The 18703-nt window shown below is 55.2% G+C and carries 19 protein-coding genes; 13 read left to right on the top strand and 6 right to left on the bottom strand.

What is annotated here, in order from left to right; genetic code table 11:
* Position 1: 1 nt before the first annotated feature.
* Positions 2–580, top strand: a complete 579-nt coding sequence (locus tag RMSM_RS15595) for a DJ-1/PfpI family protein (RefSeq protein ID WP_008697958.1) — start codon at positions 2–4, stop codon at positions 578–580.
* Positions 581–761: 181 nt separating this feature from the next.
* On the opposite strand, the gene RMSM_RS15600 is transcribed toward RMSM_RS15595, so the two are convergent.
* Complete coding sequence (locus RMSM_RS15600; RefSeq protein WP_008697959.1) at positions 762–1772, bottom strand: nucleoside hydrolase; 1011 nt, start codon at positions 1770–1772, stop codon at positions 762–764.
* 195 nt (positions 1773–1967) lie between these two features.
* On the opposite strand from RMSM_RS15600, the gene RMSM_RS15605 reads away from it, so the two are divergent.
* Positions 1968–3086 (top strand): pyridoxal-phosphate-dependent aminotransferase family protein, encoded by a 1119-nt coding sequence (locus RMSM_RS15605; protein ID WP_008697961.1) that lies wholly within the window; start codon positions 1968–1970, stop codon positions 3084–3086.
* Between the two features lie 219 nt (positions 3087–3305).
* Here the strand turns inward: RMSM_RS15605 and rplL are convergent, their stop codons facing one another.
* The 3 genes from rplL to rplA form a co-directional block, all read right to left on the bottom strand.
* On the bottom strand, positions 3306–3716 hold the full coding sequence (gene rplL, locus RMSM_RS15610; RefSeq protein WP_008697962.1) for a 50S ribosomal protein L7/L12: 411 nt from the start codon (positions 3714–3716) through the stop codon (positions 3306–3308).
* Between the two features lie 57 nt (positions 3717–3773).
* On the bottom strand, positions 3774–4298 hold the full coding sequence (gene rplJ, locus RMSM_RS15615) for a 50S ribosomal protein L10 (protein WP_008697963.1): 525 nt from the start codon (positions 4296–4298) through the stop codon (positions 3774–3776).
* 74 nt (positions 4299–4372) lie between these two features.
* On the bottom strand, positions 4373–5050 hold the full coding sequence (gene rplA / locus RMSM_RS15620; RefSeq protein WP_008697965.1) for a 50S ribosomal protein L1: 678 nt from the start codon (positions 5048–5050) through the stop codon (positions 4373–4375).
* Between the two features lie 268 nt (positions 5051–5318).
* Between rplA and RMSM_RS15625 the strand changes: the two genes are divergently transcribed.
* The 4 genes from RMSM_RS15625 to recJ all read left to right on the top strand — a co-directional run bounded on the left by RMSM_RS15625 (position 5319) and on the right by recJ (position 8548).
* Positions 5319–5732, top strand: a complete 414-nt coding sequence (locus tag RMSM_RS15625; RefSeq protein WP_144057674.1) for a 4a-hydroxytetrahydrobiopterin dehydratase — start codon at positions 5319–5321, stop codon at positions 5730–5732.
* Positions 5733–5883: 151 nt separating this feature from the next.
* Complete coding sequence (locus RMSM_RS15630; RefSeq protein WP_008697968.1) at positions 5884–6216, top strand: hypothetical protein; 333 nt, start codon at positions 5884–5886, stop codon at positions 6214–6216.
* A 126-nt stretch (positions 6217–6342) separates the two neighbouring features.
* On the top strand, positions 6343–6510 hold the full coding sequence (gene rpmG, locus RMSM_RS15635) for a 50S ribosomal protein L33 (protein WP_040767222.1): 168 nt from the start codon (positions 6343–6345) through the stop codon (positions 6508–6510).
* Between the two features lie 238 nt (positions 6511–6748).
* Positions 6749–8548, top strand: coding sequence for a single-stranded-DNA-specific exonuclease RecJ (gene recJ / locus RMSM_RS15640; protein WP_008697972.1), 1800 nt, complete (start codon positions 6749–6751; stop codon positions 8546–8548).
* A gap of 287 nt (positions 8549–8835) precedes the next feature.
* On the opposite strand, the gene RMSM_RS15645 is transcribed toward recJ, so the two are convergent.
* Positions 8836–9705, bottom strand: coding sequence for a PIN domain-containing protein (locus RMSM_RS15645; RefSeq protein WP_008697974.1), 870 nt, complete (start codon positions 9703–9705; stop codon positions 8836–8838).
* A gap of 436 nt (positions 9706–10141) precedes the next feature.
* On the opposite strand from RMSM_RS15645, the gene RMSM_RS15650 reads away from it, so the two are divergent.
* From RMSM_RS15650 to RMSM_RS15680, 6 genes are all read left to right on the top strand, one after another.
* Positions 10142–11572 (top strand): hypothetical protein, encoded by a 1431-nt coding sequence (locus RMSM_RS15650; RefSeq protein ID WP_144057675.1) that lies wholly within the window; start codon positions 10142–10144, stop codon positions 11570–11572.
* A 462-nt stretch (positions 11573–12034) separates the two neighbouring features.
* Positions 12035–13318 (top strand): hypothetical protein, encoded by a 1284-nt coding sequence (locus RMSM_RS15655; RefSeq protein WP_144057676.1) that lies wholly within the window; start codon positions 12035–12037, stop codon positions 13316–13318.
* A 235-nt stretch (positions 13319–13553) separates the two neighbouring features.
* A complete protein-coding gene (locus tag RMSM_RS15660; protein ID WP_085980616.1) occupies positions 13554–13775 on the top strand; it encodes a small basic protein in 222 nt (73 codons plus the stop codon).
* Between the two features lie 322 nt (positions 13776–14097).
* A complete protein-coding gene (locus tag RMSM_RS15670; RefSeq protein ID WP_008697988.1) occupies positions 14098–15234 on the top strand; it encodes an acyl-CoA desaturase in 1137 nt (378 codons plus the stop codon).
* Between the two features lie 144 nt (positions 15235–15378).
* Complete coding sequence (locus tag RMSM_RS15675) at positions 15379–15651, top strand: RNA-binding S4 domain-containing protein (RefSeq protein ID WP_008697989.1); 273 nt, start codon at positions 15379–15381, stop codon at positions 15649–15651.
* A gap of 33 nt (positions 15652–15684) precedes the next feature.
* Positions 15685–16020, top strand: a complete 336-nt coding sequence (locus tag RMSM_RS15680) for a cupin domain-containing protein (protein ID WP_008697990.1) — start codon at positions 15685–15687, stop codon at positions 16018–16020.
* Positions 16021–16063: 43 nt separating this feature from the next.
* On the opposite strand, the gene RMSM_RS15685 is transcribed toward RMSM_RS15680, so the two are convergent.
* Positions 16064–16396, bottom strand: coding sequence for a hypothetical protein (locus RMSM_RS15685; protein ID WP_008697991.1), 333 nt, complete (start codon positions 16394–16396; stop codon positions 16064–16066).
* Positions 16397–17188: 792 nt separating this feature from the next.
* On the opposite strand from RMSM_RS15685, the gene RMSM_RS15690 reads away from it, so the two are divergent.
* Positions 17189–18703, top strand: a 1515-nt coding sequence (locus tag RMSM_RS15690; protein ID WP_390173052.1) for a beta strand repeat-containing protein, incomplete at its 3' end; no start/stop codon positions are given.

The following is an 18703-nucleotide window of genomic DNA, read 5'->3' on the forward strand; positions in this document are numbered from 1 at the left end:
CATGGCCAACAAACAAATCCTGATGCTCGTGGGCGATTACGTCGAAGACTACGAAGCGATGGCCCCCCTACAGATTCTGAAGACGTTTGGGCACGAGGTCGCCACGGTGTGCCCGGGCAAATCCCCAGGCGATACGGTCGCGACCGCAATCCACGACTTCGATGGCGACCAAACCTATTCGGAAAAACCGGGGCATCGATTCGCCGTTACTGCCGACTTTGACGCCATCGACGTCACGAAGTTTGACGCGTTGGTGATCCCGGGCGGCAGGGCACCGGAATACCTACGGCTGAACGAGAAAGTCCTGGAACTGGTACGTCACTTCTTTGACACCAACAAACCGGTCGCTGCGGTCTGCCACGGCCCCCAAATCCTGGCGGCCGCCGGTGTGCTGAAAGGACGCCAATGCAGTTGCTATCCGGCATGCAGCCCCGAAGTCACGCTCACCGGCGGTCAATACATCGAACCCGCCGAGACCATGGATTCCGCACACGTCGATGGTAACCTGGTCACCGCGCCGGCTTGGCCCGCCCATCCCGCTTGGATGCGGGCGTTCGTGAACCTGCTGGACCAAGCCTAAATATTGTCGCCCGACGTGCAATTTGTCGCCCGACGTCTCCGACGTCGGCTTTAGCACTAAGCGGGGTTCGCCCTGTGAAAAAAGGCCTCACAGAGGTCCGTAGCCTGCCTGACAGGCTGGAAGCTTATCCCACTTTATTGCGACGCGGGGGAACTCGGATGCCGGAGACATCCGGCGACACTTATTTGCTTGGCGGTTGGCTCGAGAGCAACTGCAATGCTTCGAGCACTTTCGGTCGCAAATCTTCGCGTACCAAGATGTAGCGATCGCGACCGTTGGCAGCCGCATCAAATGTGGTCACACCATCATCCGCCATCTGAACCTTCCCAGGCTCGGACAACTCGAAGTAGCCGTGGTTGGGGCGCACTCCATACAACACGCTCGTCAAATCCCAAGTCGGGCGATCATGCGGCGGCGGTTGGTAAAGAATATAGGCTTCTGCGAGCGGATGATGATCGACATATCCGTAATCGGTCAAAATGCTTTGATGCGGATACAGAAGCGATTTGCCGACCGCGTAACCGCTCCATACGATTGGCGTCGGCCAATCGTTGACGATCTTCTTCGCGGACGGAATATCTTTGATCAAATTGTATTCCTTGTGGCTGTCGGTAAAAGCACCGGCCATGATCGACAGCAAACGTACCTTCTGTTGGACCAGTTCGGCACCGGAAAGCGGGCTGACATCATCCGCTTTGGATGACAGTAGATTCGCAAGATTCGTGGAAAAACCGACTTGCGCGATCACGACCGAACCATCATCTGCATCGACCAATGACTTTCGCAACACTGCCACCGCGTCGGGTGCGTCGTTACCCGAGGCCAAATCGTGGGGATAACGCAGTTTGCCATTGTCCTGCTGTGACGCCAGGACGTTGAAGCGGCCGGCGGTGTTGGTAACTCCGCTGCGACAAACACCGATAGGAATGTCTCCGCGGCCATAGAATGTATTGACAGCATCGACAAAGGGGGCCGCTAACTCATGGTCCTTCGTGATCGTAACGGCCAGCAATTCGCATTCACCACGCGATTGCAGTGCGTGGATCATACCGAGCGCCAAGACATCATCGACGTCGTTACCGATGTCAGTATCAAAAATCAGCGGAACAGGATCGTGCCGCTGCTGAGCCAACGCAAGTGTGGGCGTGACGACGCAAACCGACACAAGAAACGCAAACAATGACAAACGCATTGATGGAAACCTTGGGGAGTTGAGGAAGGATTGGGGCAGGACAGGATCGGCCATCATACATGGGACACCGTTGCCTTGCACCCAATCGGCATCGGCAAAATGCGTCCGTCGTCGATCGGCTGGGCAAAAACCGATAAGATACAGACTCGCGACCTCTGTTCACGATCTCGCCCCTCCATTTGCAAAGCCCTCGCTATGTCCAACCGACCAACGTCTCCGCTGAATCCGCGTGAACGCATCCTAATGGGACCTGGGCCGAGCACGGTGCCGGCGCGCATCCTTCGCGCCCTTGCCGCGCCAACGCTCGGGCATCTCGACCCTCAATTTATCGAGTACATGGATGACACGTGTCAGCTGATTCGCGATGCCTATCAAACCAAAAACCTGCTGAGTTTTCCGGTCTCGGGAACCGGAATGGCAGGGATGGAAACGATCATCGCTAATTTGATCGAACCCGCCGACGAGGCGATTGTTTGCATCAACGGAGTGTTTGGCGGCCGGATGAAAGACAATTTGCAGCGGTGCGGCGCGACAGTCCACGCGATCGAAGTCCCCTGGGGCGAAACGTTTAGCAACGAGGCGATCGCTGAAGCGGTCGAAAAGCATCCCAACGCCAAAATGCTTGGCATCGTGCATGCGGAAACATCCACGGGAGCTCATCAAGATTTGAGCGGACTGGCCGAGATCGTGCACGACGCAGGGATGTTACTCGCGGTCGACGCGGTCACATCACTTGGCGGCCACGAACTAAAGGTTGACGAGTGGGGAATCGACGCGATTTATTCAGGAACACAAAAGTGCCTGTCATGTCCACCTGGTTTGTCGCCCGTCTCGTTTTCGGACCGCGCGTTGGAGCGAATGGACCAACGAAAAACGAAGGTACAAAGCTGGTACCTCGATGTTTCGATGCTGAAGAATTACTACACCGGTTCCGGAGGCCGCGCGTATCATCACACCGCTCCGATCAACATGATCTACGCGCTGCGTGAATCGTTGGCGATCGTGATGGAAGAAGGTCTCGAGAACCGCATCGCACGCCATCGCGAGATGCATTTGCTGCTTCGCGAGGGCCTCGAAGACCTCGGATTCACCTACATCCCAAAGCAATCACTGTGCACACTGAACTGCGTGGCGCTGCCCGACGGGGTCGACGATGCCGGCATTCGCGGCCGTTTGTTAAGCGAATACGACATCGAAATCGGCGGCGGACTAGGCGTCTTCGCGGGCAAGGCTTGGCGGATCGGATTGATGGGACACTCTGCCACGAAGCGAAACATCAACACCTTGTTAGCGGCATTAAGCGACGTGATGTAGGCCCGAGCAGCGCGAACCATAGTCGCCCGACGTCTCCGACGTCGGCGTTTTGACCCTAGCGCAGCACACAAGAAGGAAGAACCTTCTAAAACTGCCTGAGAATACTCATGACAGGCTGGAAGCCTATCCTACGATGACGCGAAAAGCCCTGGTGAAGACCCACCAGGGCTTTCGGGTGATTCGAGCAAAGCGCCGAATGACAGAGCGGTGAACTGCGAACTACTTGAGTTCGACGGTTCCGCCTGCTTCTTCGATCTCGGCCTTGATCTTGTCGCAATCTTCTTTCGATGCGGCTTCCTTCAAGGTCGCTGGAACGCCTTCGACCATCTTCTTGGCTTCCATCAGCGAAGCGCCGGTCAGGTTCTTGACAACCTTCACAACGTTCAGCTTCTTGTCGCCGAAGCCGGTCAGGACGATGTCCCATTCGGTCTTCTCTTCAGCAGCGGCGCCACCACCTTCAGCAGGTGCAGCCATCATTACTCCGCCGCCAGCGGCAGGTTCGATGCCATGGACATCCTTCAAGTAGTCGCTGAGCTCTTTGGCTTGCTTCAGGGTCATACCGGCGATCTTGTCGCCCATTTCTTTTGCTTCGGCGCTAAATTCGGCGACCGCGGTGCCTTCTTCGGACATTTCTAATACCTCAAAAACAGTTGGTGATTTGTTACGGAACGACTAACAAAAGAGCAACTACTCGTCGCCTTCTGCGATTTTCTTAATTTGACTGTTGAGCTTCTTGCCCGGACCGAGAAGTGCGGCCGACAATTGCGATCCAGGACCAAGAATTTGACCTGACAACATCGAAATTTGCTCTTCGCGGCTTGGCCACTTGCTGACTTCTTTCAAGCGATCCGCATCAAGCTTTTCGCCATCCATGACACCGCCAGCAGCGGTAAATTTCTCGTACTTGCTGCTGTCCTTATCAAGTCGAACGATCTCCTTGACAAGCGAGACGAAATCAGACGCCCCCCAGCATACAGCGACTTGTCCTCGAGTTCCCTCGAAGGCAGGTGCCAGCGAAGACCCTTCGGTCGCTCGCCGAGCAAGAGAATTCTTGACGACCAGCATGCGAATGTCTTTCGCATCCAGCTCGCCACGAAGTTCGTTGGTAGTGATGGCGTCCATCCCGACATAGCTAACCAGCACGGCGTCTTCAACACCGTCTAGTTCGCGTTTGATGTCGCGAGTCACCAATTCTTTGACGTATTTACTCATCGGTTGGGTTCACTTAAGTGCGATTTGTGCGACAGAACGTCTAGTTCAAAAAGCCTGATACTCTAAAAGACTTGCTAGTACGCAACTCTCACACTGGGGCTCATCGTTGCACAAATGGCAACGCCTTTAATGTAAGTGCCCTTGACGGATTGGGGTTTCATGCCGCTGACAAAGTCAACGAATGCAGTGATGTTCTCGGTAAGCTTCTGTGGCTCGAAGCTCATTTTTCCGACCATCGCGTGGACGTTACCGCCCTTGTCATTTCGAAACTCGACCTTACCAGCCTTGTATTCGCCAACAACTTTAGCAACGTCCGGGGTGACCGTTCCCGCACGCGGGCTAGGCATCAATCCACGAGGACCGAGGACACGACCAAGAGGTCCCACAAGACCCATCATGTCAGGAGCGGCGATACAAACATCAAAGTCTGTCCAACCGTCTTTGATTTTTTTAGCCAAGTCTTCTTGACCTACTTCATCGGCACCTGCTTCCTCAGCTGCCTTGGCCGCATCGCCCTTAGCGAACACGACGACTCGCTGAGTCTTGCCGATTCCGTTTGGCAACACGATGCTGCCACGGATGATTTGATCCGCTTGGTTCGGGTCGACACCCAAACGCATGTGCACTTCGACCGTTTGGTCGAACTTGGTCAAATCGTATTTCTTGAGTGCGTCAACTGCTTCGCTGAGCGGCAGCAAATTTGCAGGCTGCTTTGCGAGCGCTGCACGATAACGCTTGGATTTCTTACCCATAGGGTCGCGACTCTCTTTTATGTCGGGTGGTTCGGCGAGGTCACCTGGCCCTTCCGATGCACACGGTGACCGCATGATTGCGACTCACAGCACGCCGGATGGCGGCAAACTCTCCCACTTATAAAACGCGAGATTTCGTCTCACGAAGCGGGAGAATGTCGTCAATTCATTTCGCGACGTCAACGGCAAACGATGCCTGTTGATACAGTTTTTTGTAAGATTCTTATAAAATCTTGCTGAACCGAACCCTCTGAATCGTCAAATGACCATGTCAAAATCAAATCGAACCGACTCTCCAGGCTCAGATTCCCAAGAAAATGCGAATCCAGAAAACGCAGACACCCTGCGTGCCGCTAAGTGTGTCCCGTGCGAAGGCGGTGTGCCAACGCTGTCTCGCGATGAAGCGACCGAATTGATGAAAGCAATCCCCGACTGGGAACTCGCGGCCGACGCAAAACGAATCTCACGCACCCTGAAATGTCGTAATTTCGTCGATGCCGTTGCACGGATCAACCAGATTTCGGTATTGGCCGAAGAAGAACAACACCATCCCGATCTGCACCTGACCGGCTACCGAATGCTGAAGATCGAACTGACCACTCACGCGATCGGCGGGCTGAGCCGCAATGATTTCGTGGTCGCCGCAAAAATCGACCCGCTGCTGTCGCAACCATCGGTTTAGCTACAGTTTTCGCGGCGGACGAATGAGTTGCGGTCTCTGCCGACGCGGCCAACAAACCGCAGCAGCACACAAATGACCTGTCCACGCAGTTAACCTGTCCACGCAGTCTCTACACTCACATCATTCACATCTATCCGGACCCGAATCTCCTGTGATCGAAATTGCCCGCCACCGAGCACTCGCCCTCCTCTCGGAATGCACCGGCGACGAAATATGGAGTGTCGAGCACTGCAGAGTCCGTCGTGTCCCAGAGAATTGGATCGAAGAGGACCGCGAAGCCTTTGAATCAGGCTTTCGCTCGGACGACCAGACAATCTACGTGGGTGAACGCCAAGTAAATCAATATTTTGGTGTTCGCGATGTCGATTTGGCGGTCCGAATTGGCCGATCATTGGGACTGGATGTCGACCGAATCACGGCCAATTCGCTCAGCCGGCGAGGGGTCGTGGTGGCGATTAAAGAGGCCGTCATGGAGGGGGAATGAGCTTTTTATATAAAGCGACTTGCCCAAACCGATAGTTTCCTGCCATAATCCCAGGCCCGAAAGACGTTCCTATGACGATTTCCTTTCGCACCAAACACATTGTGATTTAGATAAAAGAGAGTTCCGATGGCTGGTCGTAGTAAGAAAAAAGCAGATACCGTGTTTCTCGTTTGCGAAGAAACCGGCGATTACAACTACACACTGCAACGCAAACCAGGCGGCGAAAAGCTTCGTCTGAAGAAGTACAGCTCGCGTTTGCGTAAGCACACTTGGCACGTCGAAAAGAAGAAGTAGTTCGTTTCGACCAACCGATGGCGAGCGTGAAACCAGCGTTCGTCTCATCGTTTTCACTTCAATCCAAAAGTCGCGAAGACTTTTGTCGACGCCGGGAGCAACGCCAAAACTCTCCCGATGCTGCTCGCTGCCCTGAATTAATAGACACCCCCTGTGATTCCGCAGGGGAAGGACAGTCCCGCAATCGCAATAAGTAGCAAACGAATCTTTTGCCCCCTCTCTCTTTGCGGAGCCCCGAATGCAGCGTCGATGGCGAATCATTCCCCACGATGCCTCTCGCGTCCAGCAGCTCGCCACGTCGGCGCGACTTCCCGCGGTGGTGGCACAATTGCTAGTCAGCCGAGGTATCTACAACGCCAACGAGGCGGCCCAGTTCCTGAGCACGAAACTCAAGGACCTGCGTGATCCCAAAGAACTGCCTGGCGTCGTGGATGCGACGCGAATTATTGCCGACGCTATCGACAAGCAATTACCGATCACTGTCTACGGTGACTACGATTGCGACGGCATGACCGGCACCGCGATCCTAGTCAACGGATTACGGCTGATGAGGGCCGACGTCAGCTACCATGTCCCGAACCGGCTCGAAGACGGCTACGGATTGAACGAGGCGGCGATTCGCAAGCTGGCCGACCGTGGAAAGAAGCTGATTATCTCGGTCGACTGCGGCATCACCAGCCGCCAACACGCAGAGCTATGTCGCGAGCTTGGCGTCAAACTGATCATCACGGACCATCACACCATTGATGGCGAACTGCCACGGGCAGACGCCGTCGTGCACCCGCGGCTCCCCGGCACAAACTATCCGTTTGGTGAACTGTGTGGCGCCGGTGTCGCCTTCAAACTTGCCTGGGCCATCTGCCAACAAGTCGCGGGCAGCGAAAAGGTCACCGATCCGATGCGGCGCTATTTGATGCAATCGCTTGCACTTGCCGCGATTGGGACCGTAGCGGACGTGGTTCCGCTGCTGGACGAAAACCGGGTGCTAGTAGAGCATGGGCTAAAGACGCTTCGTGCCCAACCGCTGCCGGGACTGGCGGAGCTGATGAAAATTACCAAGGTCGACCAAGCCTCGGCGGTCACATCCGACAGCATTGCGTTTACGATCGCACCACGGCTGAACGCGGCCGGCCGACTCGGACAGGCTCAATTGGCGGTCGAGCTGCTGACCACGCCCGGCGGAGAAAGGGCCGAGGCACTTGCGGAATACATCCACCAACTGAACAACGACCGCGACACATTGCAGCGGAGCGTTTATCTGGCGGCTCAAAAGCAGGCCAAAGAAGAATTTGATGCCGAAGCGGATGCCGCACTTGTCTTGGGCGGAGTCGGCTGGCACCCTGGCGTGATTGGCGTCGTTGCGGGCCGAATGGCAGAGAAACACGCCAAACCGGTACTAATCCTTTCGCTCGATGCGACGGGAAAAACGCAGGCGGTGGGCTCGGGTCGTGTCGGTGGCACGGGCATCGATCTACACGAAGCTCTCAGCGATTGCAGTGAGCGACTCGTCAAATTTGGTGGCCACAAAGCGGCCGCGGGCCTGACGATCGAAGAGGATCAAATCAATGCGTTTCGCGGTGATTTCTGTGAAGCGGTGGCCCGACAATGGTCCGAGAAAGAGATTGTGCCCGAGATCGTGATTGACGCGGAAGCTTCATTCGGGCAACTGAATTTGGAAACCGTGAAACAGATTGAAACGCTTGCTCCGTTTGGCGCCGGCAATCCACGGCCGACGCTGTTTTGCAGCAACATCGAATTGGATGAACCGGCCCGACGCATGGGAGGCGGTGATCGCCACCTGAGCGTCAAACTGCGGCAAGGCGTAAAAACGATCCGCGGCGTTGCCTTTGGCGCCGGCGATTGGTGCGACGCGTTGAACGAATGCAAAGGACCGATTGAAATTGCCTATCGGCCGGTGATCAATGAATTCCGCGGGTTCCGCAAAGTAGAAATCCATCTCGTCGATTGGCGGCCGTGCGACCGCAGAGACGATGCGTCGTCACAAACCGGCGAGGTCGACCGCTTGCAGGATGCGTAGCGATGCAGGCAGTTACGAATGATTGAATGAAATTTAGCTAGCCGCTACCGTTAAAACGCAACGTTGTGACGCATTTTTCCCTGTAAGGAAAACGCGAATTCACTGTAGCGAAAGTCGCAGAGACTTTCGGCCACGCGAGCAAATCGAATGCGGATCTAAACGAAAGCGGGGCAGACTCTTGTTCAGAGCCTGCCCCTATCGGCGCGACGGAGCGCTTCGCCGGCAGCCGAAGCTTACGTTTCTCGAGAGTGCGGCAGACCACGACCGATCTGCGACGCACTTAAAAATCACTCTTCGTCACCGGAGGACTGTTGGCCACGATTACCGCGACCTCCGCGACCGCCTCGATCGCCGCCACGTTCGCCGCCGCGATCACCACCACGACCGAAACCGCCACGTCCACCCTCGCCACCTCGGGCACCGCCACGTCCACCGCCTCGGACGCCTTCAGGCATCTCGAATTTTTCGCCCTTCATCTTTTCAAAGGCTTCCTTTTGGTCTGATGTCAGCACTGCCAACACTTGCGACTCGACATCTTCACGAACCTTGCCGAAAGCTTCACGCATCTTGTCGCGATCGCCCGAAGCCATCAGCTCACGCATTTTCTCACGCATCTCGGTTTGGATCTTTTCGCGAGCCTCTTCTAATTCCTTCTTTTGAGTGTCCGTGATCTTCAGCTCTTTCTGAACCTCTGCGTTGTCCAGAGCGGCCACGCCTTGGACCTGGATCGAGATTTCTTTCAGACGCGAAAGCTGTCCTGGCAACAGAACTTCTTCGAGCTGCTCACGCAATTTGGCACTACGTTCTTCACGCTCTTCCTGCATTTTCTTGAAGAATTCGGCACGCTCTTCTTCGCTTGCTTCACGAAAATCAAAATCGGGACGCTGCCCACGCTCGCCACCACCTTCGCGAACCTTCTTGAGAGCCTCGACTTGGTCGGGCATCAATTCAATTTCTTCACGCACTTCTTCGATCATCAACAAACCGAATGTTGGATCGCCTCCGCCGGCCCCACCAGGACCACCAGCTCCCCCCCGACCGCCAAATCCACCACGGTCACCGCCACGTCGTCCGCCTTCTTGCGCCGACGACTCACCCACCATCAATGCCGACAGCGCGACCGCTACTAGGCAAAACGCAACGTGTTTCATTTTCATCCCAAAGTTTCCTGAACGAGTAAGAGTAGTGTCTCTTGTTGACATGTACTGAACGGCGGCTGGACCACTACCGCTAGGTTCAGCTCCCCAAACATGTAACCAGCCAAACCACCGAAGGTTTCGGTCGTTTCAAGAAAGCGTGAAAAAAGCGGGATTTCGGGCAAAAAAGCATTGATGACCGCCTTGGGCCGAACTCACCAGCCGTACTGATGCCCGAACGAACCCATTCGTCGACCGTTGGTGTGGATAGTTGCATCCCAGGGGACGAACCGCTGATCGAGCTGGCGAGACACTCGTTTCGCATCCGCATTCTTCTTTTTATTGACTCCGTTGCCTTGAGTAAGTTTGCGTTATGATGCGTGCTCCGCCGAAACGTCGACATCCTGCACGACGCGAACTCACCGGCCGCGAATATCGCTCGAGCCCCGCCTTACTTATGAAATCTGTCATCCTTTCACACCTGTCATTCATTTGCCTACTTGGCTCGATCGCCACTGCGAGCGACTACACGATTGTGGTCAATCGTGATACGCACCGCGACGCTCCGTGGCAACGCGTCGTCGACGCACTGAAGGAAAAACACACCAATGCCAAGGTGGTCCACTGGGACGAAGAGGTGCCAACGTGCCTTGAAACGCTGCGGAGCCACCATCCGCGGTACACCTGTTTTGTCGCCACGCCGGAACAAGCCGATCGCAACTTCGTCGCCGCCGTCCATCAATTGACACGCCAACTCGATTCCGATCCGTACACCGACACTCAGTGGGGCATCGTAACGGGATACGATGCCGCCGCAGCTTTGCGAACAGCCCAGCAGAGTGAACCGCTGACCGTTTCGCATGTTGCTGCGGGCACGGAAATCGCGCTTGAGATGTGCCACTCGGGCGTTTGGTTTGATGAATTGGTGAAATCGAAAATGGTCCGCAAAACCAGCGGAGACCAGGCTCGACAACAACAAGGACCTGCGGACACCACGCACGCGTTGGCCAATTCGCTGAGTGACAACACGGCCGATCTGTTTGTGACATCAGGCCATGCCACACAGCGTGATTGGCAAATTGGATTTCGCTACCGCAACGGAACGTTTCGATCCAAAGCGGGAAAAATGTTCGGCGTTACTACCGACGGCGAACGCTTCGAGATTCAATCCGATAACCCCAAAGTCTATTTAGCAGTGGGGAACTGCTTGATGGGTGACATTGATGGCCCCGATGCGATGGCACTGGCGTGGATGAACCAACTTGCCGTTCGCCAAATGGTCGGCTACACCGTTGTGACTTGGTACGGCTACGGTGGCTGGGGACTGCTCGATTACTTCGTCGAACAACCCGGCCGATACACTCTCGCCGAGGCATTTCACGCGAACCATCACGCTCTGATTCATCGTCTAGACACCTGCTTTGACGACATTGTCGATACCAAATTCAAGGTGGGAACACGACCGCAGGTCAACACCACGCCGAATCCTCACGGAAAATCGCTGGGATTAACGACACACGATGGTGCCGGACTGCTTTGGGACCGCGATGTCGTGGCGTTTTATGGCGATCCCGCTTGGCAGGCCAAAATGGAGGAGCAGCCCAAGGCGTACGATCAGACGCTGATTGTCGACGGCAACCAGTACACGCTGCTGATCACTCCGAATCGTGGCGAGGACTCGTTTCACCCCATCAACACCAACGGCGCCCAACGAGGATGGCGGCCGATTGTCCAGATGCTGCCGCATCGCATCGGAGCGGTCCAGATGAAGAGTGGCGTTGAGCTAAACCCGGTGATCACGGACGACTTCATCCTGGTCCCCAACCCTCGTCATTGCGATCCGAATCGAGAGTATCGGGTCGAATTTACGGCGACGCGAGTGCCGTGATCCCACGTCAAACGACTTCCAGTGCGGCGGAACTGTCAAACGCGACGAACCGAGGCCGTGCCACAACTCGCTCGTCAACTCTCCGCTGGCAAACGACCACCGAACCGCGGATCACGGGCTGTTGATTTAATGAAGTTGCCCATGGCAAGGTATGGCTGATGAACTACCTCGTTCGTCACTAGCGCATACAACGGACCTAGGAAGTTCGTCGTACGACTAGATCAACAGCCTGATCAGCACGCATTATATACCTTGACATGCAGATTAGACGAGCCTAACCTAGAAGGTGTCGGTTAACGCCCCCACCGCGAATGCCCGCCCAATCCGAAACCCGGGATCCGCACCGACAAACCGCAGGCGATCGACGTCTGCGGCCTGCCCGCCTTGGTCATCGACGAGGACCCAATGAACGTGCTCACTCTGCATCGATTCTGCTCGACATCGCGACGTGCCCTGGGTGCGATGACGGCGACAATGCTCTGTTTTCTGTGCTGTGCAAATGCGAATGCTCAGAGGGATTCATTCGAAGGACCTCCGATCAACTACTTGACGGCTCCGGCCAACGATCCTGTCACGCAGCTTGCTGCCAAAGTGGAAGCCGGCGAAGTCAAATTACGCTACGACCTACAACACGGTTATCTGAAATCGGTGCTTGAGGCACTCGATGTGCCGATCAGCTCACAAACGCTGGTGTTTTCCAAGACGAGCCTGCAACTTCGTCGCATCAGCACGCAGCGGCCGCGTGCACTGTACTTTAACGACGACGTTTACGTCGGTTGGTGCCAACGCGGTGATGTGATTGAATTTGCTGCAACGGATGCCAAACAAGGAGCGATGTTTTATACGCTCGGCCAAACGCAGGACGGTTCCCCAAAATTCGTGCGCGACCGGGGGCAATGTTTGACGTGTCATGCATCCAGCAGGACACAAAACGTTCCGGGCTATCTCGTTCGCAGCGTTTTTGCCGATTCCGGTGGCCAACCCATATTCGGCAGCGGGACGTTCAACACCGACCAAACGAGTCCGTTCGATCAGCGTTGGGGCGGATGGTATGTGACAGGAACCCATGGCGAAATGCGGCACATGGGCAACATCACCTACGAAGAAGGTGACACCGATGGTGATCGAGAAGCGGGGGCCAATCGCGAGTCGCTCGAAGGCATCGTGTCGACGACACCGTACCTGTCGCGGCATAGCGACTTAGTCGCTTTGATGGTGCTAGAGCATCAAACCCAAATGCACAACGCCATCGCGGCAGCCAATTACGAAACGCGTGAAGCGGTCCACCAGTCGTATCAGATGAACGAGTTTCTCGAGCGTGCCCCCGATTATTTAAGCGACAGTGCACAGCGAAGAATCGCGGCAGCGGCCGATCGCGTGGTCCACCACATGTTGATGTGTGACGAGTTCGCATTGACATCGCCTGTGGCGGGGACCAGTCGGTTTGCCGAGGAGTTTGCGGCCCGAGGCATTCGCGATGCCGAGATGCGATCGCTACGTGACCTGGATCTGAACACGCGTCTGTTTCGCTATCCTTGCAGCTACCTGATTTACTCGGATGCCTTTGATGGGCTACCAGAGCAAGTCCGCAATAAAATTATCGATCGATTGACCGCAATTTTGGAAAACAGAGCTGATGCCCCCGAGTTTGCCCATTTGACACCAACGATGCGATCCGAAATTTTGGCAATCCTCAGACAGACGAAGCCCGAATTTGCCGACAACAAAGAGACCAACTCGCTGTAACGCACATCCGGGGGGGAAGCTACGACAGGACTTGCTTTGCCGCTCCCGAATGACATGACACAGCGTTGGTTTGATCAGCATAGACCGCTGGCGGGGGCCATTTTACGGGCGTTTGGTGGATTTTGGCAGGAAAACGGGAAGTCAACTTGTCAAAAATCTCCAAAGCCGCTATTTTGCGAGGCCCCTAAACGTTCAATTGTATCCCTCTCTCGAATTTGACCGACTGAGCCGTAATATGACCATGGATCGCAGCCTTAAGGTGCAAGCCGGGGCTATCAAGTCGCGAAACGTGTTGACTCGTGCAGAGCGTATCGCTCGCCTGACTGAACTGGACCGTTTTGACCCTGAAGCCAGCATTGTTGGCATGGCGAAAGTGCGCGTTCCTAAAGTTTCGCTGAAGAGAAAGAAGAAAGTGAAGAAGGAAGACGATCCCAAGGATGCCAAGAAGAAGAAGTAGTCTTGATGGGTTTCACTCTGCTGCCCCTGCAGTCGATTTGCGGGCAGCATGATGTTGCTATGACAACTTCCCCAACGGTTTCTTAGGTGTGTTCGCCTTGCTTTCAAGGTGAAGCAACTTCCCTGAACCGTCGATTTTTCCAGTGGCACGGTGAAAACCGTCCAATTCCCCGGGAATCATGAAATCGGTGATCGCCTTGCGATCACCAACGGATCCTTCTTGCGTCACGCAATACAGCAAGCCGATCGAGTAACATTGAGTGAACTCGGTCGGCTTTTTTTATCGATTTGGATCTAGATTTTCGGCGTCAACACTAGACCTGATGGGAATGTTGAAGAACATGGATGGCATGAACCCCACTCAACAAACCTCTCCCACGTCGGACCCGATATTGCACGATTCAAATACTGCTGCCGCGGTCGAAGATCGCGTTGAAAACGCGAGTGTGGCGGTTCAGGGTAGCCCGACGCAGGCGGCTGCCGAGAGCGATATCTGCGATTCGACTTTGCCCGCATCGGGAATCGACCCACAACAACTGCCGCGTCCTGAGGAAACCGAGCCACTAAAGATTTTGTGGCAGTACGTGATCGTGCTATCGGCAGTCCATCTGATTGCGTTGCTGGCATTTTTGCCATTCAGTTTTAGCTATCTGTTCACTTGGTCGGGTTTGATCCTGGGGATTCTTGGTCATTTCACGTTTGGGATGCTGGGAATCACGGTGGGATACCACCGACTACTGACGCATCGTGGGTTCACGTGCCCGAAATGGCTGGAACACACCTTCGCTTTGCTTGGCATGTGCAATTTGCAAGACAGCCCCTCACGCTGGGTTGCCATTCACCGCATGCATCATCAACACAGCGATCATCAACCCGACCCGCATTCGCCGCTGGTCAATTTCCTGTGGGGACACATGGGCTGGGTCGTTTGCCGCCACAAAACGCTGGATCGAACGAGCCATTACGAGCGTTACGTACGTGATCTGTTGCGAGATCCGTTCTACTTGAAACTCGAACGTCACGGTGGTTGGTTTTTTGTCTTTGTCGCCCATGCCCTGTTGATTGTCGGAGCGGGTGCGATAGTGGGATACGTGGTCAGCGGCGGCCAACCGAGTGAAGCACTCCGCTACGGATACAGCTATGCCGTATGGGCAGTCGCCGTCCGCACCGTGTTCGTGCTGCATGGCACCTGGGCCGTCAATTCGCTGTCGCATGTATTTGGTTATCGCAATTACGAGACACGCGACAACAGCCGAAACAATTGGCTGGTCGCGTTATTTTCCCACGGCGAAGGCTGGCATAACAACCACCACGCCGAACCGCGTTCGGCCGCTCACGGGCATCGCTGGTACGAATTTGACATGTCGTGGCGTGTGATCCAAGTGCTTGAAATGGTGGGACTGGCCAAGGACGTCGTTCGCCCCAAGGCCGTTACCAAGGCCAAAAAAACGGCTGGCTAGTGCATCAGCTGAACCTCGGCTGACCCGCAAGCTGACCATGCCCATTCAAAATCAAGCGGCTGTTATCACCTGGAAATCTGTTGCGGGTTCACCACAAAACGCCAGTGAGCTTTAGCCTGTGATTGCGACATTTGAAGTGAAACCATGAGTGACAACGATTCGAATTTTCTCGGTCCCGAAAAGGCGACGTCTGGCAAGACGAACGCGAATGATCGTGGCCCCATCATCCGGCTGGATGACTTTCTAAAATGTCGTGGCATGGTTGGCACGGGGGGCGAAGCCAAGATTCTGATTCAAGCTGGCGATGTGTGCCTGAATGGCGAAGTCGAAACGCGGCGGCGTAAACAGCTGGTGATTGGCGACGTCGTTGACATTGATGACGAGACACTGATCGTCAACGAAACCGATTTCGACTGACACCGACACCCTCAACGCGATGCAATCGGATCCATGCCGAAGCCCTCTGCCGCAAACCTGTTTAGCGAATTGCCCGCGTCGCTTGCCGCAGAGCTGGTCAACGTCTTGGTCGAAACGCCCACGATTCGGATCGAACGTATCGTTTCGACCGGCCAATGCAGCGAGCCAGGATTCTGGTACGACCAAGAGCAAAGCGAATGGGTGATCGTGCTAAAGGGCGAGGCACAACTTTGCTTTGCTGACGGCACTCCGGCGAAAACACTTTGCCCCGGAGACCACTTGGTCATTCCGGCGCATCAAAAACATCGCATCGAGTGGACTTCGGCGAGCGAACCCACGGTATGGCTTGCCGTTTTCTTTCCCGCTTAACCTATGGCCTCCGCAGGCGACATCCGCGATTTGAAACCGCGACTCATTTGGACCCGAGCGAGAAGAGCTGGTTGCTCGGTGGACGTTTGCGGCAGGTAAGTGAAATTGCGTCGTAATCGTCGATCGCAATCGCATCGGCATCTTTGGGATCAAGCAATACGTTCTGGCCGGGTGCGTTTTTCCCATGCCGCTCCGCGTTGTCCGCCATCTCATTTAATAGCGATGCCATGAACCGGTACGCCTCGGGGGTCCCGTCGAGTTCCAAATACTTGCGTTCGATCGACGACGAGTCACTGCCTTGCTTGACCGTTTGTTGATGCGAATAAATCCGCAAACTTCCGCTGGCGAGATTCGTGAGTAGGGATCGAACTTTCATTAATTTTCTTATCAGGGAACAAGAGTACAGGACTGGCCGACGGAACTGGACTAACAGCGAATCGTCTCGAGATGAACAGAACATTCAATCCAGAGGAATGACCACGTGACGAGATTCACGGCTTCGGCGTGGGCAGTATAGCGAAAAACGGGGATCATGCTTCGAGCGAAGCGGCGTCTTTTCAGTAAACGATTCGAGCAAGTGGCAAGCATCGTTCTGTCTCAACATGACAGGTGCGTCTCGATTTGCAAATCATGGACGAACACGATTCCGCCGCGAAACCATGGCGATTTCTGGTGATATTGATCCCGGTCGATCCCAAAGTGAGACCTGAACAACGCCTCCAAAATGGAGTCTTGCTCATCGTATTGGCTCGTCATCGCGGACGATTCAGGCGATATCTGGTGAGCACTCTTTTCCCAACGCAAGCCAACATCTGCGGGGGCATTCTCCTGATGGCATGGCGTTTGCCTACGGTGGGACGCCTGCTTGGGTATTCACCATCGGGCCACTTGTCCCCAATCACCCGCTGTCTATTTTCCCTCGCGATCGGTGTGGAACAGAGATGCAAGACCGGACATTCCCCACTCTAATAGAGATGAAACATACGCGGTCCACGCTGACATCACGCCCCTCATCTTGGAGTTCATCATGCTTGGCTTCCCAATCCACAGCCTACTCATGTTTCCGTCACGCACTAAGGGGAAGATAGGACGAAACCGAAAGGCGACACCCACGGGCAAACGATCGCGAATACGACGCTTGTTGGCAGAGCAGCTCGAGGACCGTCGAGTGCTGGCAAGCTTTATCGTCAATACAGCCAGCGACATTGTCGCCGAAGATGGATTGTTGAGCTTGCGTGAAGCGATTCAGGCAGCAAATGCAAACGCAGTGATTAACGGAGATACGATCGCAGGTGAAGCGGGCCCCGGTATCATCGATAACATTTCGTTCGCCGCTGGGTTATCGACTCTTACCGTCGCCAGCGAGCTTTCGATCAGTGACTCACTTTCGATTTCGCTGGGTGATGCGACTGACGTCACCATCAGTGGTAACAACCTGTCACGTATTTTTTCGATCGATACGAACATCGTTGCCGCAACCACCAACACAGTGTCGATCCAAGGTCTAACGTTGCTTGATGGAGTCGCATCGATTGGCGGAGCAATGTATGTTTCCCCCGGCCAATCGCTCTCGCTCGATTCCGTTACGGTGTCAGGCAATACTGCCACCGGTGACGCTGCAATCGAAGGAGGCGGAGGCATCTTTAACGACGGCGGAACCGTGACGATCGACAATTCCCTTCTCAGTGGAAACACGGCATCGGGAGCCGCGGGCAGCGGCGGCGCTATTTTTAATGCGACAGGTGGTACGTTTACGATCACCGACTCGACAATTTCAGGCAACATTGCCAACCGTGCCGGCGGTGGCATCGAAGACGCCTCGGGAATCGATGATGGTATTGATTTGACCGACGTGGATTTAATTGGCAATGCCGCCGGCATTGGCAACGGCGCCGTAGCCAACCCCGGAAACGGCGGTGGACTGCATATTAGCGGTGCCGGCGATGTCACGATCAGCGGTGGAACGGTTTCCGGAAATACAGCCGCGGCCGAAGGTGGTGGACTGTGGAATAGTGCCAGCGGAACGTTGACGCTATCGAATGTCACGGTCGAATTGAATTCGGCCAGCGGCGATGATGCCGACCAGGGCGGCGGCGGAATTTTTAATGACGGCGGTACACTTTCGATCAGCGGCGGTTCGATCGAACAGAACTTTGCCGATGGTACTAGCGGCAGCGGAGGTGGTGTCTTGAGCGTCGATGGCGACGTGACTATCACCGGGACGTTGATCGATCAAAACGCGTCTCATCGCGCGGGCGGTGGGATCGAAATCATCCTCGGGTCGCTTGAGGTGACCAATACAACGCTTTCGGGAAACGCCACCGGTCCAACCGGCTTTGCCACCCCCGGAAACGGCGGTGGGCTGCATGTCACGGGCGCCGCCAACATCTCGATCAGTGGTAGTGACGTTTCAGGCAACTCCGCAGCACTCGAAGGCGGCGGTCTGTGGAATGGATCCGGCACGATGGCGATCAATAACACCACCATTGATGGAAACACCGCGTCGGGGGATGCCGCCGACGACGGTGGCGGCGGGATCTTCAACAACGGTGGCGCAGTCGTAATCACAGGCAGCTCAACCACGATCAGCAACAACGTTGCCGACGGAACCAGTGGCAGCGGCGGTGGGATTTTTAATTCCACCGACGGAGCGATCACAATCAGTGGGGTGAGTATCACTGGA

This window comes from Rhodopirellula maiorica SM1, from assembly GCF_000346295.1.
GTDB lineage: Bacteria > Planctomycetota > Planctomycetia > Pirellulales > Pirellulaceae > Novipirellula > Novipirellula maiorica.